Origin of the sequence: Paenibacillus sp. HWE-109, assembly GCF_022163125.1 — a bacterium.
Lineage (GTDB): Bacteria > Bacillota > Bacilli > Paenibacillales > NBRC-103111 > Paenibacillus_E.
The window spans coordinates 7,998,756-8,013,745 of sequence record NZ_CP091881.1 but is presented as its reverse complement, the minus strand read 5'-3'; the positions used below and the strand labels follow the sequence as shown (position 1 = coordinate 8,013,745).

The following is a 14,990-nucleotide window of genomic DNA, read 5'->3' as shown; positions in this document are numbered from 1 at the left end:
GCCAGCGCTCCAATTCGGTATACTAGAAGCAACCGCCACGCTTTCCCAAGAAGGAGACATCGCCATGACGCAACCAACCCATGACCCTGCCATCGTCCTGTTCGATGGGGTCTGCAACCTTTGCAGCGGAGCTGTGCAGTTCATCCTGCGGAATGACCCTGAAGGCATCTTTCGCTTCGCGTCCTTGCAGTCCGCTATCGGCCAACAACTGCTTGCGCGGCACAATCTGCCGACAGATATCATCAGCACGATTGTGCTGATCGAAGGCGGCCGCGCCTATACCCGCTCAACCGCGGCGCTGCGCATCGCCCGGCGGCTGCGTGGCGCATGGCCTGCAGCCTACGCCGCCATTCTCATTCCTGCTCCGCTGAGGAATCTCGTCTACGGCTTCATCGCGCGCAATCGCTACCGCTGGTTCGGCCAAACTGAGCAGTGCATGCTGCCAACGCCGGCATATAAGCAGCGCTTTCTCGACTAGCGGCTACGACTTCCGCTTCGCCCCGAACATCCAGCAGCACAAGCTGAGCGTGCCCATCTGGAAGCTGTGATGCAGCAGCTTCGCTCTGCGCGTCGTATCCGCTGCGCCCATCGCCAGCAGCAGCGGGACAAAATGCTCCGGCGTCGGAACCGCCTCACGCACATTAGGCGCTCTTTCGTCGTATCGAACCAACGCCTCTAGATTCCACGTCTCCAGCTGCTCCGCCAGCCACTCGTCGAACTCCACAGCCCATACCTGGGGTACTGGATTATTCCGGTCCAGCCGCCTTACATTATGAACCGTCCCGCCGCTGCCGAGGATCAGCACATCCTCCTCCCGCAAAGCGCCTAACGCGGCACCAATGCGGTAATGCTCTTCCGCGGTTAGCCGCGGATTCACCGACAACGTGACTACCGGAATGTCCGCATCCGGGTACATCATAGTAAGCGGCCCCCATGCTCCATGGTCCAGCCCGCGCTCATCATCCAGCTCGCACCGAATGCCATCCTCTTGGAATAACCGCTGTATATGTAAACTAAGCGTCAAATCTCCTTTAGCTGGGTACTTAATGGTATAAAGTTTCTCCGAAAAGCCCGTAAAATCATAGATCGTTTCCGGATGAATGGCAGCGCTAATTTTCTGTACGTCACTTTCCCAGTGCGCACTGAACAGCACGATCGCTTTGGGTCTGGGAATGCTTCGGGCCAGCTTCTGCAGAAACTCGGTGTAAGCATGCTGCTCTATGACCAAACTTGGTGTTCCATGAGCTATAAAAAACGTTGGCAGCATCGCACACCCTCCTTCATCCATGAGTTGGAAAAACCATCCTATCTCCTACATTATACGCCTTTAGGTATAAATAAAACCGCCTTTGGGGGGCGGTTTCGGTTTTCAGTGTATTTATGGCTTGATATTCCTATACTCCCAGCGATCATCTCATCTGCTTGTCATAAATTGCTCAATCCCGTCAGCAATGCCTGCGGCCAGCTTTTTCTGATACTCCGGCTCGGACATGAGCTCGTCCTCTTCCGGATTCGTCATAAAGCCCAGCTCCACTAACACGACCGGCACTTGGGACCAATTGAACCCTGACAAATCGCTCCTCGCTGAGAGTCCTCTTCCGGACGCCTCAGTTGCAGCCTTCAAATGTTCCACAAGGTAGCCCGCCGCCTGACGGCTCTCTGCCGCAATCGGCTTAACGGCTGCCGTGGAAGCAGACGGATACAGTACGGAGAACCCTTTGGTCTTGGGTGAACTATCCCCATCCGCATGAATGCGCACAGCGAGTGCCGCTCCGGCTTCATTCGCCATCTCTGCGCGCTGTTTGTTGCTGATATCGACGTCATGCGTCTCGCGCGTCATCGCAACTTCGATGCCGCGGCGCTCGAGCTGAGCCTTGATCAACAACGAAACCTCCAGGTTGAGAACATATTCCGCTTTTTTCGTGCGGACACCGACCGTCCCGGAGCTGACAGCTGGCTTGGTGTCCCTAACATCAGGGCCCACCTGCTCAGGCGTGTTGTTCCCTTGGCGCTGATGTCCCGGGTCGAGCATGACGAGCTTGCCGGACGACTTGGCCTTGTGGGCAGCAGCCCCCGGTGTTGGTTGCACGGTTGGTTGTGCCGTTGCCTGCGCTTCAGCCTCGCCCACTGCTTGCACCGCAGGCTGCACTGTCGGCTGCACTGTTGGTTCTGATATTACAATCGCCATCTCAGGCGCCGAGCCCACCTTAGCTAGAACTGCTTCTATAGGCAGCTCCGACTCCCTCGGCTGAGTGACCTCAGCGGTCGGTTGAACGACAGACTTCATGTTCGATCTATACACTAAGGCTGTCACCGCAAAACTAATCAAAAGCACTACATACAAGACTCGCCGTGTCTGAATTCCATCTCTTTTCACTAAGCTTCCCCCATCTATCTCTATCCCGTACCAAAGAACGCGTATGATCTTGCTAATTTCGCTTTTTGCTTTGGAAACTCCTGCTAGACTGCGACATATGCATGAATCCTGACACTATTGCCAAAACTATCCTCACGCATAAACGGAAGGAGGCACTCCCATGCACAACCTCTGGAACTTCGTTTCTCAAGAGTGGCTGTCCCTTGTTTTAATCGTTGGTGTACTCGTTGCGGTATGGTTCGTCTATAAACATAAGGACAAGCTCATTAGGGGCACTAATGATAAAAAGTAAGGTTGGCGCAAGAATAATGTTTGTCTTCACTACATCTCCACATACCGTATATGCTAGTTTAACTAATTGGTCTGAATTAGTTACATAAGTGTCATTTATATTGCTTGTATTTACTGTATGTAGAATTGTCTTTGCTAACATAGCAATAGTTTACTGACATTGGTCAATATAGTGTATATTTTGTTTATCTATTCTTTCCGTAATACAAAGAAAAAGTGAGTGTGGACTTATCTTCCACCTCACTACCTAGTATCTTAACTATAATATTGAAGACTTTATGACCAGTGTTATACCAACTATTATGTCAATATAAATTATAAACAGTGTCTTGCATTGCTTATAGTAGCAAACGGTACATGTTCCTAATTATATATTGCTAATTAATAATCAACTACTTGATGTACTTTCCTGCAACTCAACATACATCCATTGTATTGCATATTCATTGATATAATTAGAGACTCAATCCGTAGTAGATTGAGTCTCTCTTTTATAACTACGAATTATAGCAGATTAGTTAAGTTTAATATAGAGAGCACTTGAGTCAAACTCTACGGTACTATCCTGTTGACGAATCCAAAGCATATTACTTTGACCTTTAAATAGAGTAACTAAGATTTTACCAGAGACATTATAAGACTTTGTCTCACCCGGTTTAATCTTATTATCAGAACCAAGAGCATCACCCAAGTTTCTACTAAAAGAACCATCGAATCCATAATCAGTTACTCCAATAATCTTAGCACTTTTATCAGCTACAGTCACTCCTGAGAACTGAGGAACAATACTAGATATGTAGCTATATTCACTACCTGGATCTGGTTTTACCTGAGTATAAGTAATGTTGTCAGCTTTCACTGTAACATCAACTAAAGCCCAACTAGTAGTAGAAGTAGCATCCGGTTTCTTGAATCCTAATTCTACAACCTGTTCAGCAGTAACTGGCGTTACTTTATTTACGCTTACTTTATAATTTGCTTTCCAATGACCTTTTGAGTAAGGATTGTTATAAATATCTGTATAGGCCACCGACTCCCCACTGGATACTGTACCAGAGTTAGAAGATCCTTCAGACGGTTTAGTTACTGGAGGAGGAGTAGGTGCTGCAGTAGGTTTAGGTGTTGGTTTAGTAGTATTGTCTTTGTCTGGAATTCCAGAACCAGTACGAGTTCCACTAGTGATCTCAACTGTTTGAGTTGAGTTATTCCATTTAACAGAACCTCCCATAGCTTCTGCAACTGCTTTCGCAGATACATAGCTATGGCCATCATAAACCACTGGATACATAGTCCCATCTTCACTGGACATATCAACTTCACTACCATTGACAGTTACTTTTAATGCTTGATTTTGATATGCTGTGATTTGCTTAAGTGCTGAATCAGCATAGGCTAAAGTTCCTGCCGATACAGCTAGTGATACAATTGCAATGATTGCTGAAACTTTTTTACTGAATAAATTCTTCATTTCTATTCCTCGCGCTTCTTATGTATTTTTGAGACTCTTAGGGTGTTACCCTTTCGTCCCATAATAAAAAGAGGAAGAGAGATTTGAACTCTCAATAAATGCATCCTGCTCCTCTAATAATCTCTATTCAACTCCTAATATAACCAATTACTCTTCTTCTTCGACTGTCCCCAACTGACTACCCCATCCGCATAAACACCGGCCGAAAAGATGCCCACCTCAATAGTAATTGATGTCGGAATTACATAATATTATTTCATCATGAAGTTAAATCCTCCTATGTATGTTATATCATACACTAACATTTTACATCATATTACAAATTACTGCATATATTTTATTTATCGGGAACCGTCATTAAGGGGGTTTCAAACACACGTTCATGACTGAATATGGGCGGCATATTGGCCGCAGTCACCGGAAGCCGTGCTTCTTCCGGATGATTGCCAGCACAAACAGTCTTCAACTCTATAAACCGAATTAAATGTGGGTTGATACAAAAACTGGCGTTTTGTTAAAACTGCTTACCTTCAATCAAAGCCAACAGGAAATAAGTCGAATTGAAGTACTAAATATTGAATTTGATACTCTACAGGACAAATTTAAGAGTGGATACTTACAAGAATCGTTACAATCTACGATATCAATAATTGGTATAGGGGATAAAGAGTGAAAATTTATGCTTACCCCCAAGATCGTTCGTGCTTTAGATGCGTATAAGCCCATTAGGGAGGATATTCTTTGTCGACGAAAACGACTTAATCAACCTGCCTCTTCGTTTCTGAGAAACGTGGCGATCGGTTGTACAGGCGGGGAGTTGAACTTATTAATGTCGCTATACATCAAGGTTTTTGTCTTTACGGTAATTAATTTTTTAGTTCATTATTAGGACATAACTCATAATTGATATGAAAAAGGCTGCCAACAAGAAAATTCTTTGTTTGGCAGCCTTTTTTTTGCGGTACTAGACTTACCATGACCTCTTACCAAATCATTTGTTCCCGTTCAATCTTTCAACAAAACAGACATTTTGTTGAAAGTTAAGAAACATAATAGACCACCCAGTTTTGTATCCCCCCGGGTGGTGATGACTTGCCGGAGGACAATAAAAGACTTGAACTTATATCCCTTTTCCCCTTCGGGTTTTATTTATTTCAAAGCCTTCATCGCAATATCCGTCCGGTAATGTTTCCCGTCAAAATGAATCCGATCCAAATCGGCATAAGCTTTCTGACGAGCTTCGATAATATCTTTGCCGATTCCTGTGATGCCCAGCACGCGCCCGCCGTTGGTAACGATTTGACCGTCCTCGATAGCTGTCCCCGCGTGGAACACGAGCGAATCTTGAACCTGATCCAGCCCCGTAATCGGCAGACCCTTAGGATATGCGGCCGGATAGCCCGGTGAAGCCACAATGACACAAACCGCTGCGTCTTCGCTCCACTCGATCGGCTGCTCAGCCAGCGTCCCGTTGTTGATCGCCAGGAAAATATCCAGCAGATCCGTTTGCAATCTTGGCAAAATAACCTGCGTCTCCGGATCTCCGAAGCGCGCGTTGAACTCGATCGTTTTCACACCATTCGGGGTCAAAATCAGACCTGCATACAGCACACCCTTGAACGGGCGGCCTTCTGCAACCATGGCATCTGCCGTTGGCTGCACGATTTTCTCAAGCGCCTCTTGCACGATGGATTCACGAATATGCGGCAGCGGTGAGTAAGTCCCCATTCCGCCCGTATTTGGCCCTTTGTCGTTGTCAAACACAGGCTTGTGATCCTGCGAAGGCACCATCAGACGAACTGTGGAGCCATCCACGAAAGCCAGCAAAGACATCTCTTGTCCTGTCAGGAATTCCTCAATGACGACGCTCGCGCCGGATTTGCCGAACACTTGGTCCACCATAATATCTTTCAGCGCAGCTTCCGCTTCTTCCATCGTCTGAGCAACGGTCACGCCTTTGCCAGCAGCCAAACCGTCTGCTTTGATCACGATCGGCGCTGTTTGTGTACGCAAGTAAGCCAGTGCTGGCTCATATGCGTCAAAGGATTCATAGGCAGCTGTAGGAATGCTGTATTTTTTCAAAAGTTCCTTCATGAAAACCTTGCTGCCCTCGATAATCGCTGCATTAGCGCGCGGTCCGAAAGCGGCGATGCCTTTGGCTTCCAAATGGTCGACCAAACCTGCAGCTAACGGATCATCAGGAGCTACCATGACCAGATCAATCGCTTGCTCCTTCGCAAATGTGCTGATTTCCTCGAATTGCAGCTCCGTAATCGGCACGCACTCGGCCAAACCGGCAATCCCGCCGTTCCCCGGCGCGCAGAACAATTTGCTGATTTTTGGGCTTTTGCTCAATGACCACACAATCGCGTGCTCACGCCCGCCTCGTCCAATAACTAGTACACGCATGGTTATAGTCCCCTCTCATGGGGAATGCCCACGGTCTCAGAAACGATCGTGAGCATTCTCAGTTGTTTTTAGTGTTTAAAATGACGTACGCCCGTCATGACCATAGCAATGCCATTTTCGTTCGCAACGCGAATGGATTCTTCATCTTTGATCGAGCCGCCTGGCTGAATCACAGCAGTGATGCCAGCTTTTGCTGCCATTTCGAGCGTGTCGCCCATTGGGAAGAACGCATCGGAGGAAAGCACAGAACCTTTGGACTTCTCGCCAGCTTGCTCGATGGCAATTTTGGCAGCACCCACGCGGTTCATTTGACCAGCGCCCACACCTACGGTCATATCGTCTGCAACGAGGACAATCGCATTGGATTTAACGTGCTTAACTACTTTCCATGCGAAAAGCAGTTGCTTCATCTCTTCCGCTGTCGGTTGACGCTCAGAAACAACTTTCAGATCAGCTTCCGTCAATTGGTAAGCATCGCTCGCTTGAACGAGCATGCCGCCTTCAACGGTTGTCAGCACTGGCTCTGATTGGCGACCAGCGATCGTATCTAAGCCGCTAACTTTAAGCAAGCGGATGTTTTTCTTTTTGGACAGGATATCGAGCGCTTCCGGTGTAAAATCAGGCGCAATGACGATTTCCAGGAAAATCTCATGCAGCAATTGCGCTGTCGCCTCATCAATCGCACGGTTAGCCGCTACGATACCACCGAAGATGGACGTAGGATCAGCATTGTACGCTTTGGTATAAGCTTCAAGTACATTTGTACCAATGCCTACGCCGCAAGGATTCATGTGCTTAACGGCTACAACCGCTGGCTCGCTGAATTCTTTGACAATTTGAAGGGCTGTATTCGCATCATTAATATTGTTGTAGGATAATTCTTTACCATGCAATTGTTCAGCCGTCGTAATGTTCCCGGCAGCTGCATTCGGCTTGCGGTAGAAAGCCGCGCTTTGATGCGGGTTCTCCCCGTAGCGAAGCTCTTGCATTTTCTCATAAGTTACCGTGTAGCGCTCTGGGTAAGGCTCGCCTTGCAGGCCAGTCAAATAGTCGCCAATCAAAGCATCGTAAGCTCCTGTGTGACGGAACACTTTGGCTGCCAAACGCTTGCGCGTTTCCAGCGTCGTGTCGCCTGTCTCCTGGACTTCTTCCAACACTTTGGCATAGTCAGTCGTGTCGACGATAACGGAAACGAACGCATGGTTTTTCGCTGCAGAACGAAGCATCGTCGGTCCACCGATATCGATGTTCTCGATCGCATCTTCGTAAGTCACATCCGGCTTCGCAATCGTCTCCGCAAAAGGATACAAATTCACAACAACCAAATCAATATACTCCAAGCCAAGCTTCTTCATGCTCTCTTGGTGCTCTACGTTGTCACGAACAGCCAGTAATCCGCCGTGGACGTTCGGATGCAGCGTTTTGACGCGGCCATCCATGATCTCCGGGAATCCTGTCACTTCCGAAATACCGATAACCGGTACCCCTTTATCCTTCAACAAACTTAGCGTACCGCCTGTGGATATGATCTCAACGCCCAGCTTCGTCAGCTCGCTTGCGAATTCAACGATACCCGTTTTATCGAAAACGCTGATGAGTGCTCTTTTGATTGCCACTATGCTTCCTCCCAGAAATTGAATTTATAGATAGTTTACGAGTGCTTTTCGCGTTGAAAAATGAAAATAACTTCGGCCTCTTCGGGGAAACCGAATCTTTAACGCTGTTAATCAGCCTTAAAGCAGCTAATTCTGACCGGCAGCCTGACTTAAGACTGCGAAACAGCCTTAACTTCGGCCTATCTCCGCCTCATGAGGGAAAACCGCCTCTTTAACGCTGTTAATCAGCCTTAAAGCAGCCAATTCTGACCGGCAGCCTGACTTAGCGCTGCGAAACAGCCTTAACTTCGGCCTATCTCCGCCTCATGCGGGGAAACCGCCTCTTTAACGCTGTAAATCAGCTTTAAAGCAGCTAACTCTGAGCAGCTGCCTGACTTAGCGCTGCGAAACAGCCTTAACCTCGGCCTATCTCCGCCTCATGCGGGAAAACCGCCTCTTTAACGCTGTTAATCAGCCTTAAAGCAGCCAATTCTGACCAGCTGCCTGACTTAGCGCTGAGAAACAGCCTTAACCTTGGCCTATCTCCGCCTCATGCGGGGAAACCGTCTCTTTAACGCTGTTAATCAGCCTTAAAGCAGCCAATTCTGACCAGCTGCCTGACTTAGCGCTGCGAAACAGCCTTAAAGCCGCACGCCAACCCTGCGGCCATCCAGGCTCACGCGAGCCTCGCGCAGCCAGCGGATCACCTGCGGCAGCAGCACATGCTCGGCCGCATGAATCCGCTCCGCGAGCGATTCCGCGGTCTCGTGCTCGTGGATCTCCACGGCGCGCTGCGCAATAATCGGGCCCGAGTCCAGGCCGCCGTCCACGAAGTGCACGGTGACGCCGGTTTGCTTCACGCCGTACTCGACGGCTTGCTCAATCGCGCGCACGCCCGGAAAAGACGGCAGCAGCGATGGGTGAATGTTGATCATCCGCCCATAATAAGGCCCAACCAGCACATCCGTAATAATCCGCATGTAGCCAGCCATCACGATCAGATCAACCTGACGCTCTACAAGCTCCTTCAGAATGAGAGCTTCATAAGCCTCGCGGCTTTCATATTCCTTTGGACTGAACACGAACATTGGCACTTTCGCTTCCTTGGCGCGCTCAACCACGTAGGCTTTGGGGCGGTCACAGACAAGAAGCTCGATGCTGACATCAAGCTTCCCCTTCTGTACCTGGTCCACGATCGCCTGGAAATTAGAGCCGCTGCCCGAAGCAAAAATCGCGATCCGGTAAGGCTGCATTACACCTCAGCTCCTTGGAACGTCACGACACGCTCGCCCTCGGTTACAACACCAAGTCGGTAGGCTTTCTCGCCTTGCGCTTCAGCTGCTGCAATAGCTTTCTCAGCATCGTCTGCGTTCACGATCACAACCATACCAATCCCCATGTTGAACGTACGGAACATATCGTTGTTCGAAATGCCGCCCTCACGCTGCATCAGCGCGAAGATCGGAAGAATCGGCCATGAGCCGTAATGGATCTCTACATTTACGCCTTCCGGCAAAACGCGTGGAATATTTTCGATGAAACCGCCGCCTGTAATATGCGCCATCCCTTTGATCGCTACATCTTCCAGCATCGCCAGAACCGGCTTCACATACAGCTTCGTTGGCTCAAGGAGCACATTCCCCAGCTTGTCGCCCAGCTCTTCCACATGCCCTTGCAGCGTATAACCGCCATCTTCCAGCAAAAGCTTGCGCACAAGAGAGAACCCGTTGCTGTGCACGCCGCTTGAAGCCAGACCTAGAACTACGTCTCCAGGACGAATTGTTGTACCGTCGATGATCTTTTTCTTGTCGACGATTCCAACCGTAAAGCCGGCAATGTCATACTCCCCTGACGCATACATGCCCGGCATTTCCGCCGTTTCCCCGCCGATCAGTGAGCAGCCAGACTGCGCACAACCATCAGCGATCCCTTTAACAATTGCTTCAATTTTCTCAGGAATAACTTTATCGCAAGCCAGATAATCAAGGAAGAACAGCGGCTCTGCGCCTTGAACGATAATATCGTTCACACACATCGCAACAGCGTCAATCCCGATCGTATCATGCTTATCCATTGCAAAAGCGATCTTCAGCTTCGTGCCCACGCCATCCGTACCCGATACGAGCACAGGCTCCTCATACTTGTCTTTGTTCAAGCTGAACAGCCCGCCGAAGCCTCCGAGGTCCGTTAACACTTCAGGACGGAATGTCCGTTTGACGTGCTTTTTCATCCGTTCTACGGCTTCGTTCCCTGCTGCGATATCGACTCCAGCCTTTTTGTAAGCATCTGACACGTCGCTTCCACTCCTTAGTTTTGTCTATGTATCGGGGGGCGTCCGGCCCTCCCGTTGTGTATTCCAATTTTTAGCATTTCCCTATTGATTACCCAATTAATCGCAAGCACAACCAACTTTCGTCACATCGACGATTTCCGTTGGATAGCTGTTATCGAAACAAGCCGTGCAATATCCGCTCGCCGCTCCTGCCGAACCTTGACCGATCGAATCAAGCAGTCCCTCTTTGGTTAAAAAATGAAGGGAATCCGCATTGATCGCCTTGCGAATTTCTTCGATGGAATTCATCGCAGCGATCAGTTCCTTGCGGTCCGGGGTATCAATCCCGTAATAGCAAGGGTTCATGAATGGCGGCGAAGAAATCCGCACATGCACTTCCGTAGCGCCAGCTTCTCTCAGCAAGTTGACGATGCGCAGCGACGTTGTTCCACGAACGATGGAATCATCGATCATGACCACGCGTTTGCCTTCAACCACTTTGCGCACAGCGCTCAGCTTCATTTTGACCCCTTGCTCGCGCAGCTCTTGGCTTGGAATGATGAACGTTCGGCCTGTATAGCGGTTCTTAATCAGACCCAGCTCATACGGGATGCCCGTTTGTTCCGCAAAGCCAATTGCCGCCGAAATACTGGAATCCGGCACGCCCGTCACGATATCCGCGTCCACGAACGCTTCCATCGCCAAACGTTTCCCCATCCGCTTACGCGCAGAGTGAATGTTCACCGTGTCGATATCGCTGTCTGGACGAGCGAAGTAAATGTACTCCATCGCACAGATCGCACGCTTGCCACCCTCCACAAACTGTTCCGAATGGAAGCCGTCGCGATCCAGCACAATAATCTCACCAGGCTGCACATCACGGAAGTACGTCGCTCCCACGGCATCAAAAGCGCAGGTCTCGGAAGCGAACAAGTACGCATCACCAAGGCGGCCAATCATGAAAGGACGCAATCCATTCGGATCGAGCGCAGCAATCAACTTATCTTTGGTAATGATCAAGAAGGCGAATCCGCCAACCACTTGATGCAAAGCATCCTTCACCGCATCCACGATATCATCATGTTCCGAACGAGCAATCAAATGCGCCAGAACTTCGGTATCGCTGGTCGTTTGGAAAATAGATCCCTTACGCTCAAGCTCCCGCTTGATAATATTCGCATTATCGAGGTTGCCGTTCGTCGCAATCGCCAGGTCGCCCTCGCGGTACTTGAATACGAGCGGCTGTGCATTCGCCAGCTTGCTTTCGCCAGCTGTTGAATAGCGCACATGCGCGATCGCCGTAGAACCTGTCAGAGGATGCAGATTATCGTTCGTAAACACCTCTTTGGCAAGTCCCATGCCGCGATAATAGTTGAACTTACCGTCTTCGACTGTACAAATGCCGGCGCTTTCCTGTCCGCGATGCTGCAGGGCATGAAGCCCGTAGTAGCACAGCGAGGATGCTTCAGGATGACCATACACCCCGAACACGCCACACTCTTCATTCAGCTTATCAAACAATCCGCCTTGGCCGCCTACACCCTCGTTGAAATACTCGCCAGTCCAAAGCTCATGCTGAGCCTCCCCAAGTGTAACCAGGGGAGCCGCAGGAAGCTTCAGGGCCTCGGATTGCTTTATGCCATTAGACATGGGATCGCATCCTTCCAGACTTTCGCCAGCTCGCTTACCGGAGACTGGAGACGCTGTTCGTTGTTGATTTTGATCGTCAAATCTGTACCTGTTACAGTTCCGATTTCTTCATACGGCACGCCTTGGGAAGCAATCCAGTGCTTCAATGCGTCTGCTTTGTCAGGTGTTGCGCTCAGAAGAATACGGGACTGCGTTTCACTGAACAATGCGAAATCAGGGCGAAGCTCAGACGTTACGTTAACGGCTGCGCCAACGCTGCCACTGATACAGCTTTCAGCCAAAGCTACAGCCAAGCCGCCTTCGGACAAGTCATGCGCAGAAGCGACAAGACCTTCTTGAATGGCTTTCAAAACAGCGTTTTGCAGGCGCTTCTCGGTAGCCAAGTCAAGCTCTGGTGGACGTCCTTCTGTTACATTATGAATCACATATTGGAATTCGCTGCCGCCGAGTTCTGCTTTCGTCTCGCCGAGCAGGATGATGATGTCGCCTTCGTTTTTGAAATTTTGTGTCGTGATGTGGTCGATGTCATGAACAAGACCAACCATCCCGATGACTGGCGTCGGGTAGATCGCGCCTTTGGAATTCTCGTTGTACAGCGAGACATTTCCGCCGATAACCGGCGTATCCAGGAAGCGGCAAGCTTCTGCCATACCGTCTGTGGATTTCTCCAACTGCCAGAAGATTTCCGGCTTATCCGGGCTGCCGAAATTCAAGTTGTCCGTTACAGCCAGCGGCTCAGCGCCGGAGCAGACCACGTTGCGCGCTGCTTCAGAAACGGCGATCCGTCCGCCAACTTCCGGATCCAGATACACGTAGCGCCCGTTGCAGTCGGTTGTCATTGCGAGGCCCTTGCGGGTTCCGCGAATCGTTACAACCGCTGCATCCGATCCCGGACGCACAGCTGTTTCCGTACGAACCATGTAGTCATACTGGTTGTACACCCACTCTTTGCTCGCTACCGTCGGTGACGCGAGCACCGATTTAAGCGCATCTGTCAACTTCGTTACCTCTGGGTAACGGGTTGTATCGATGGCTGCGCTAGCTTCGTAATAAGCCGGTACTTTGCTCGGCTTATTGTACACCGGGCACTCGTCGACGAGAGCGCCAACAGGCATGTTCCCCACGACTTCACCGTGGTGGATCAATTTCAGGTAACCGTCATCGGTTACCTTGCCGACTTTGGCGCAGTGGAGACCCCAGCGCTCGAAGATGCCCTTGGCTTGCGCCTCATGCTTCGGCTCAACCACGAAAAGCATACGCTCTTGAGACTCAGACAGCATCATTTCATATGCTGTCATGCCGTCTTCGCGCTGCGGCACTTCATCCAGGTACAACTCCATGCCGTTGCCTGCTTTACTTGCCATCTCAGCGCTGGAACAAGTGAGTCCCGCTGCGCCCATATCTTGAATTCCGAGCACGATGCCGGAATCGATTAACTCTAAGCATGCTTCCAGCACAAGCTTTTCCATGAAAGGATCGCCAACTTGCACCGCTGGACGCTTGGCTTCAGACTCAGCCGTCAGCTCTTCGGACGCGAATGTCGCACCGTGAATGCCGTCGCGGCCCGTTGCCGGCCCTACGTAGAACACTGGGTTGCCAACACCTTTGGCAACACCGCGTTGAATCATGTCGTGGTCGATGAGACCGACGCACATGGCGTTAACAAGCGGGTTTCCTTCGTAGCTTTCGTCGAACATCACTTCGCCGCCAACTGTTGGAATCCCGATACAGTTCCCGTAGCCTGCGATACCGGATACTACGTGCTCGAACAAGTACTTCACACGATCGTTTTGCAGCTTGCCGAAACGCAAGGAGTTCAGCAGCGCTACAGGGCGCGCGCCCATGGAGAAAATATCACGAATAATACCGCCCACACCTGTCGCCGCGCCTTGGTAAGGCTCGATTGCGGAAGGGTGGTTATGACTTTCAATTTTGAAAACGACGGCTTGGTTGTCACCGATATCTACAATCCCTGCGCCTTCGCCAGGTCCCATCAGAACGCGAGGTCCTGTAACAGGGAATTTGCGAAGTACCGGTTTGGAATTTTTGTAAGAGCAATGCTCGGACCACATAACGCTGAATACGCCGATCTCCACATAGTTCGGATTGCGTCCAAGGAAGCCGCAAATTTTGGCAAACTCTTCGTCGGTTACGCCCATTTGCTTGTAAATTTTCTGTTCCGCGATTTGTTCGGCTGATGGTTCCTTAGCGGATAGCTGCTGCGTCATGTTTCTCCCTCCAAGCGCTTAGAATTGATGTGAACATTTTCTTGCCGTCTGCTGAGCCCAGAATCTCGTGAACCGCACGTTCCGGATGGGGCATCATGCCAACAACATTGCCTGCTTTGTTGCTGATTCCTGCAATATCGTCCAATGATCCGTTCGGGTTGCTGCCTGCTTCATAACGGAACACGATTTGTTTGTTTTCTTGCAATTCTTTCAGTGTTGCATCATCACAATAATAATTGCCTTCGCCATGAGCGATAGGGATCGTGATGATCTCGCCTTCCGCATAGTCACGCGTGAAAGCCGTCGTGTTGTTCTCTACTTTGAGCGCCGTTTGGTGACAGCGGAACTTCATGCCATTGTTGCGCAGCAGCGCTCCTGGCAATAATCTTGCTTCCGTCAATACTTGGAATCCGTTACAAATACCTAGAATGTATTTGCCTTCTTCCGCCGCTTTCACAACGGATTTCATAACATTCGTAAATTGTGCGATAGCTCCGCAGCGCAGGTAATCCCCATAAGAGAATCCGCCTGGTACTAGGATGCAATCATATTTAGACAAGTCGCTTTCTGTATGCCATACGTAGTCAACCGGTTCACCGATTGAATCTTCGATTGCTTTGTACAAATCGATATCGCAGTTCGATCCCGGAAAAACGAGAACCGCAAAATTCATGACGTGTTCCTCCTTTTAAGTGGTAAG

The 14,990-nt window shown here is 49.8% G+C and carries 12 protein-coding genes; 2 read left to right on the top strand and 10 right to left on the bottom strand.

The genetic code is table 11. The features are described from left to right. Positions 1-64: 64 nt before the first annotated feature. Positions 65-478 (top strand): thiol-disulfide oxidoreductase DCC family protein, encoded by a 414-nt coding sequence (locus LOZ80_RS34565; protein WP_238168755.1) that lies wholly within the window; start codon positions 65-67, stop codon positions 476-478. A gap of 3 nt (positions 479-481) precedes the next feature. Here the strand turns inward: LOZ80_RS34565 and LOZ80_RS34560 are convergent, their stop codons facing one another. Continuing rightward, complete coding sequence (locus LOZ80_RS34560) at positions 482-1,267, bottom strand: DODA-type extradiol aromatic ring-opening family dioxygenase (RefSeq protein ID WP_238168754.1); 786 nt, start codon at positions 1,265-1,267, stop codon at positions 482-484. 147 nt (positions 1,268-1,414) lie between these two features. Then, positions 1,415-2,377: an N-acetylmuramoyl-L-alanine amidase gene (locus LOZ80_RS34555; RefSeq protein ID WP_238168753.1), complete on the bottom strand. Its 963-nt coding sequence runs from the start codon at positions 2,375-2,377 to the stop codon at positions 1,415-1,417. Between the two features lie 160 nt (positions 2,378-2,537). On the opposite strand from LOZ80_RS34555, the gene LOZ80_RS39240 reads away from it, so the two are divergent. After that, on the top strand, positions 2,538-2,669 hold the full coding sequence (locus LOZ80_RS39240) for a hypothetical protein (RefSeq protein ID WP_283214721.1): 132 nt from the start codon (positions 2,538-2,540) through the stop codon (positions 2,667-2,669). Positions 2,670-3,182: 513 nt separating this feature from the next. Here LOZ80_RS39240 and LOZ80_RS34550 read toward each other — a convergent pair. From LOZ80_RS34550 to purQ, 8 genes are all read right to left on the bottom strand, one after another. Further along, the gene (locus LOZ80_RS34550; protein WP_238168752.1) at positions 3,183-4,136 is read right to left on the bottom strand and encodes a stalk domain-containing protein; all 954 of its coding nucleotides are present in this window, start codon (positions 4,134-4,136) and stop codon (positions 3,183-3,185) included. A 1,149-nt stretch (positions 4,137-5,285) separates the two neighbouring features. Further along, positions 5,286-6,545, bottom strand: coding sequence for a phosphoribosylamine--glycine ligase (gene purD, locus LOZ80_RS34545; protein WP_238168751.1), 1,260 nt, complete (start codon positions 6,543-6,545; stop codon positions 5,286-5,288). A gap of 68 nt (positions 6,546-6,613) precedes the next feature. Further along, positions 6,614-8,161: a bifunctional phosphoribosylaminoimidazolecarboxamide formyltransferase/IMP cyclohydrolase gene (gene purH, locus LOZ80_RS34540; RefSeq protein WP_238168750.1), complete on the bottom strand. Its 1,548-nt coding sequence runs from the start codon at positions 8,159-8,161 to the stop codon at positions 6,614-6,616. Between the two features lie 620 nt (positions 8,162-8,781). Next, positions 8,782-9,393, bottom strand: coding sequence for a phosphoribosylglycinamide formyltransferase (gene purN, locus LOZ80_RS34535; protein WP_238168749.1), 612 nt, complete (start codon positions 9,391-9,393; stop codon positions 8,782-8,784). Continuing rightward, positions 9,393-10,433 (bottom strand): phosphoribosylformylglycinamidine cyclo-ligase, encoded by a 1,041-nt coding sequence (gene purM / locus LOZ80_RS34530; RefSeq protein WP_238168748.1) that lies wholly within the window; start codon positions 10,431-10,433, stop codon positions 9,393-9,395. Before purM ends, purN begins: the two co-directional genes overlap by 1 nt. Before the next feature lie 96 nt (positions 10,434-10,529). Beyond that, positions 10,530-12,062, bottom strand: a complete 1,533-nt coding sequence (gene purF, locus LOZ80_RS34525; protein WP_238168747.1) for an amidophosphoribosyltransferase — start codon at positions 12,060-12,062, stop codon at positions 10,530-10,532. Next, on the bottom strand, positions 12,047-14,290 hold the full coding sequence (purL, locus tag LOZ80_RS34520) for a phosphoribosylformylglycinamidine synthase subunit PurL (RefSeq protein WP_238168746.1): 2,244 nt from the start codon (positions 14,288-14,290) through the stop codon (positions 12,047-12,049). Before purL ends, purF begins: the two co-directional genes overlap by 16 nt. Beyond that, positions 14,268-14,963 (bottom strand): phosphoribosylformylglycinamidine synthase subunit PurQ, encoded by a 696-nt coding sequence (gene purQ / locus LOZ80_RS34515; protein ID WP_079414613.1) that lies wholly within the window; start codon positions 14,961-14,963, stop codon positions 14,268-14,270. Before purQ ends, purL begins: the two co-directional genes overlap by 23 nt. Between the last annotated feature and the right edge of the window lie 27 nt (positions 14,964-14,990).

Excerpts from the sequence above, each read along its gene's own strand:
- LOZ80_RS34565 (WP_238168755.1), top strand. The coding sequence starts at position 65 with ATGACGCAACCAACCCATGACCCTGCCATCGTCCTGTTCGATGGGGTC.
- LOZ80_RS34560 (WP_238168754.1), bottom strand. The coding sequence starts at position 1,267 with ATGCTGCCAACGTTTTTTATAGCTCATGGAACACCAAGTTTGGTCATA.
- LOZ80_RS39240 (WP_283214721.1), top strand. The coding sequence starts at position 2,538 with ATGCACAACCTCTGGAACTTCGTTTCTCAAGAGTGGCTGTCCCTTGTT.
- LOZ80_RS34550 (WP_238168752.1), bottom strand. The coding sequence starts at position 4,136 with ATGAAGAATTTATTCAGTAAAAAAGTTTCAGCAATCATTGCAATTGTA.
- purD (WP_238168751.1), bottom strand. The coding sequence starts at position 6,545 with ATGCGTGTACTAGTTATTGGACGAGGCGGGCGTGAGCACGCGATTGTG.
- purN (WP_238168749.1), bottom strand. The coding sequence starts at position 9,393 with ATGCAGCCTTACCGGATCGCGATTTTTGCTTCGGGCAGCGGCTCTAAT.
- purF (WP_238168747.1), bottom strand. The coding sequence starts at position 12,062 with ATGTCTAATGGCATAAAGCAATCCGAGGCCCTGAAGCTTCCTGCGGCT.
- purL (WP_238168746.1), bottom strand. The coding sequence starts at position 14,290 with ATGACGCAGCAGCTATCCGCTAAGGAACCATCAGCCGAACAAATCGCG.
- purQ (WP_079414613.1), bottom strand. The coding sequence starts at position 14,963 with ATGAATTTTGCGGTTCTCGTTTTTCCGGGATCGAACTGCGATATCGAT.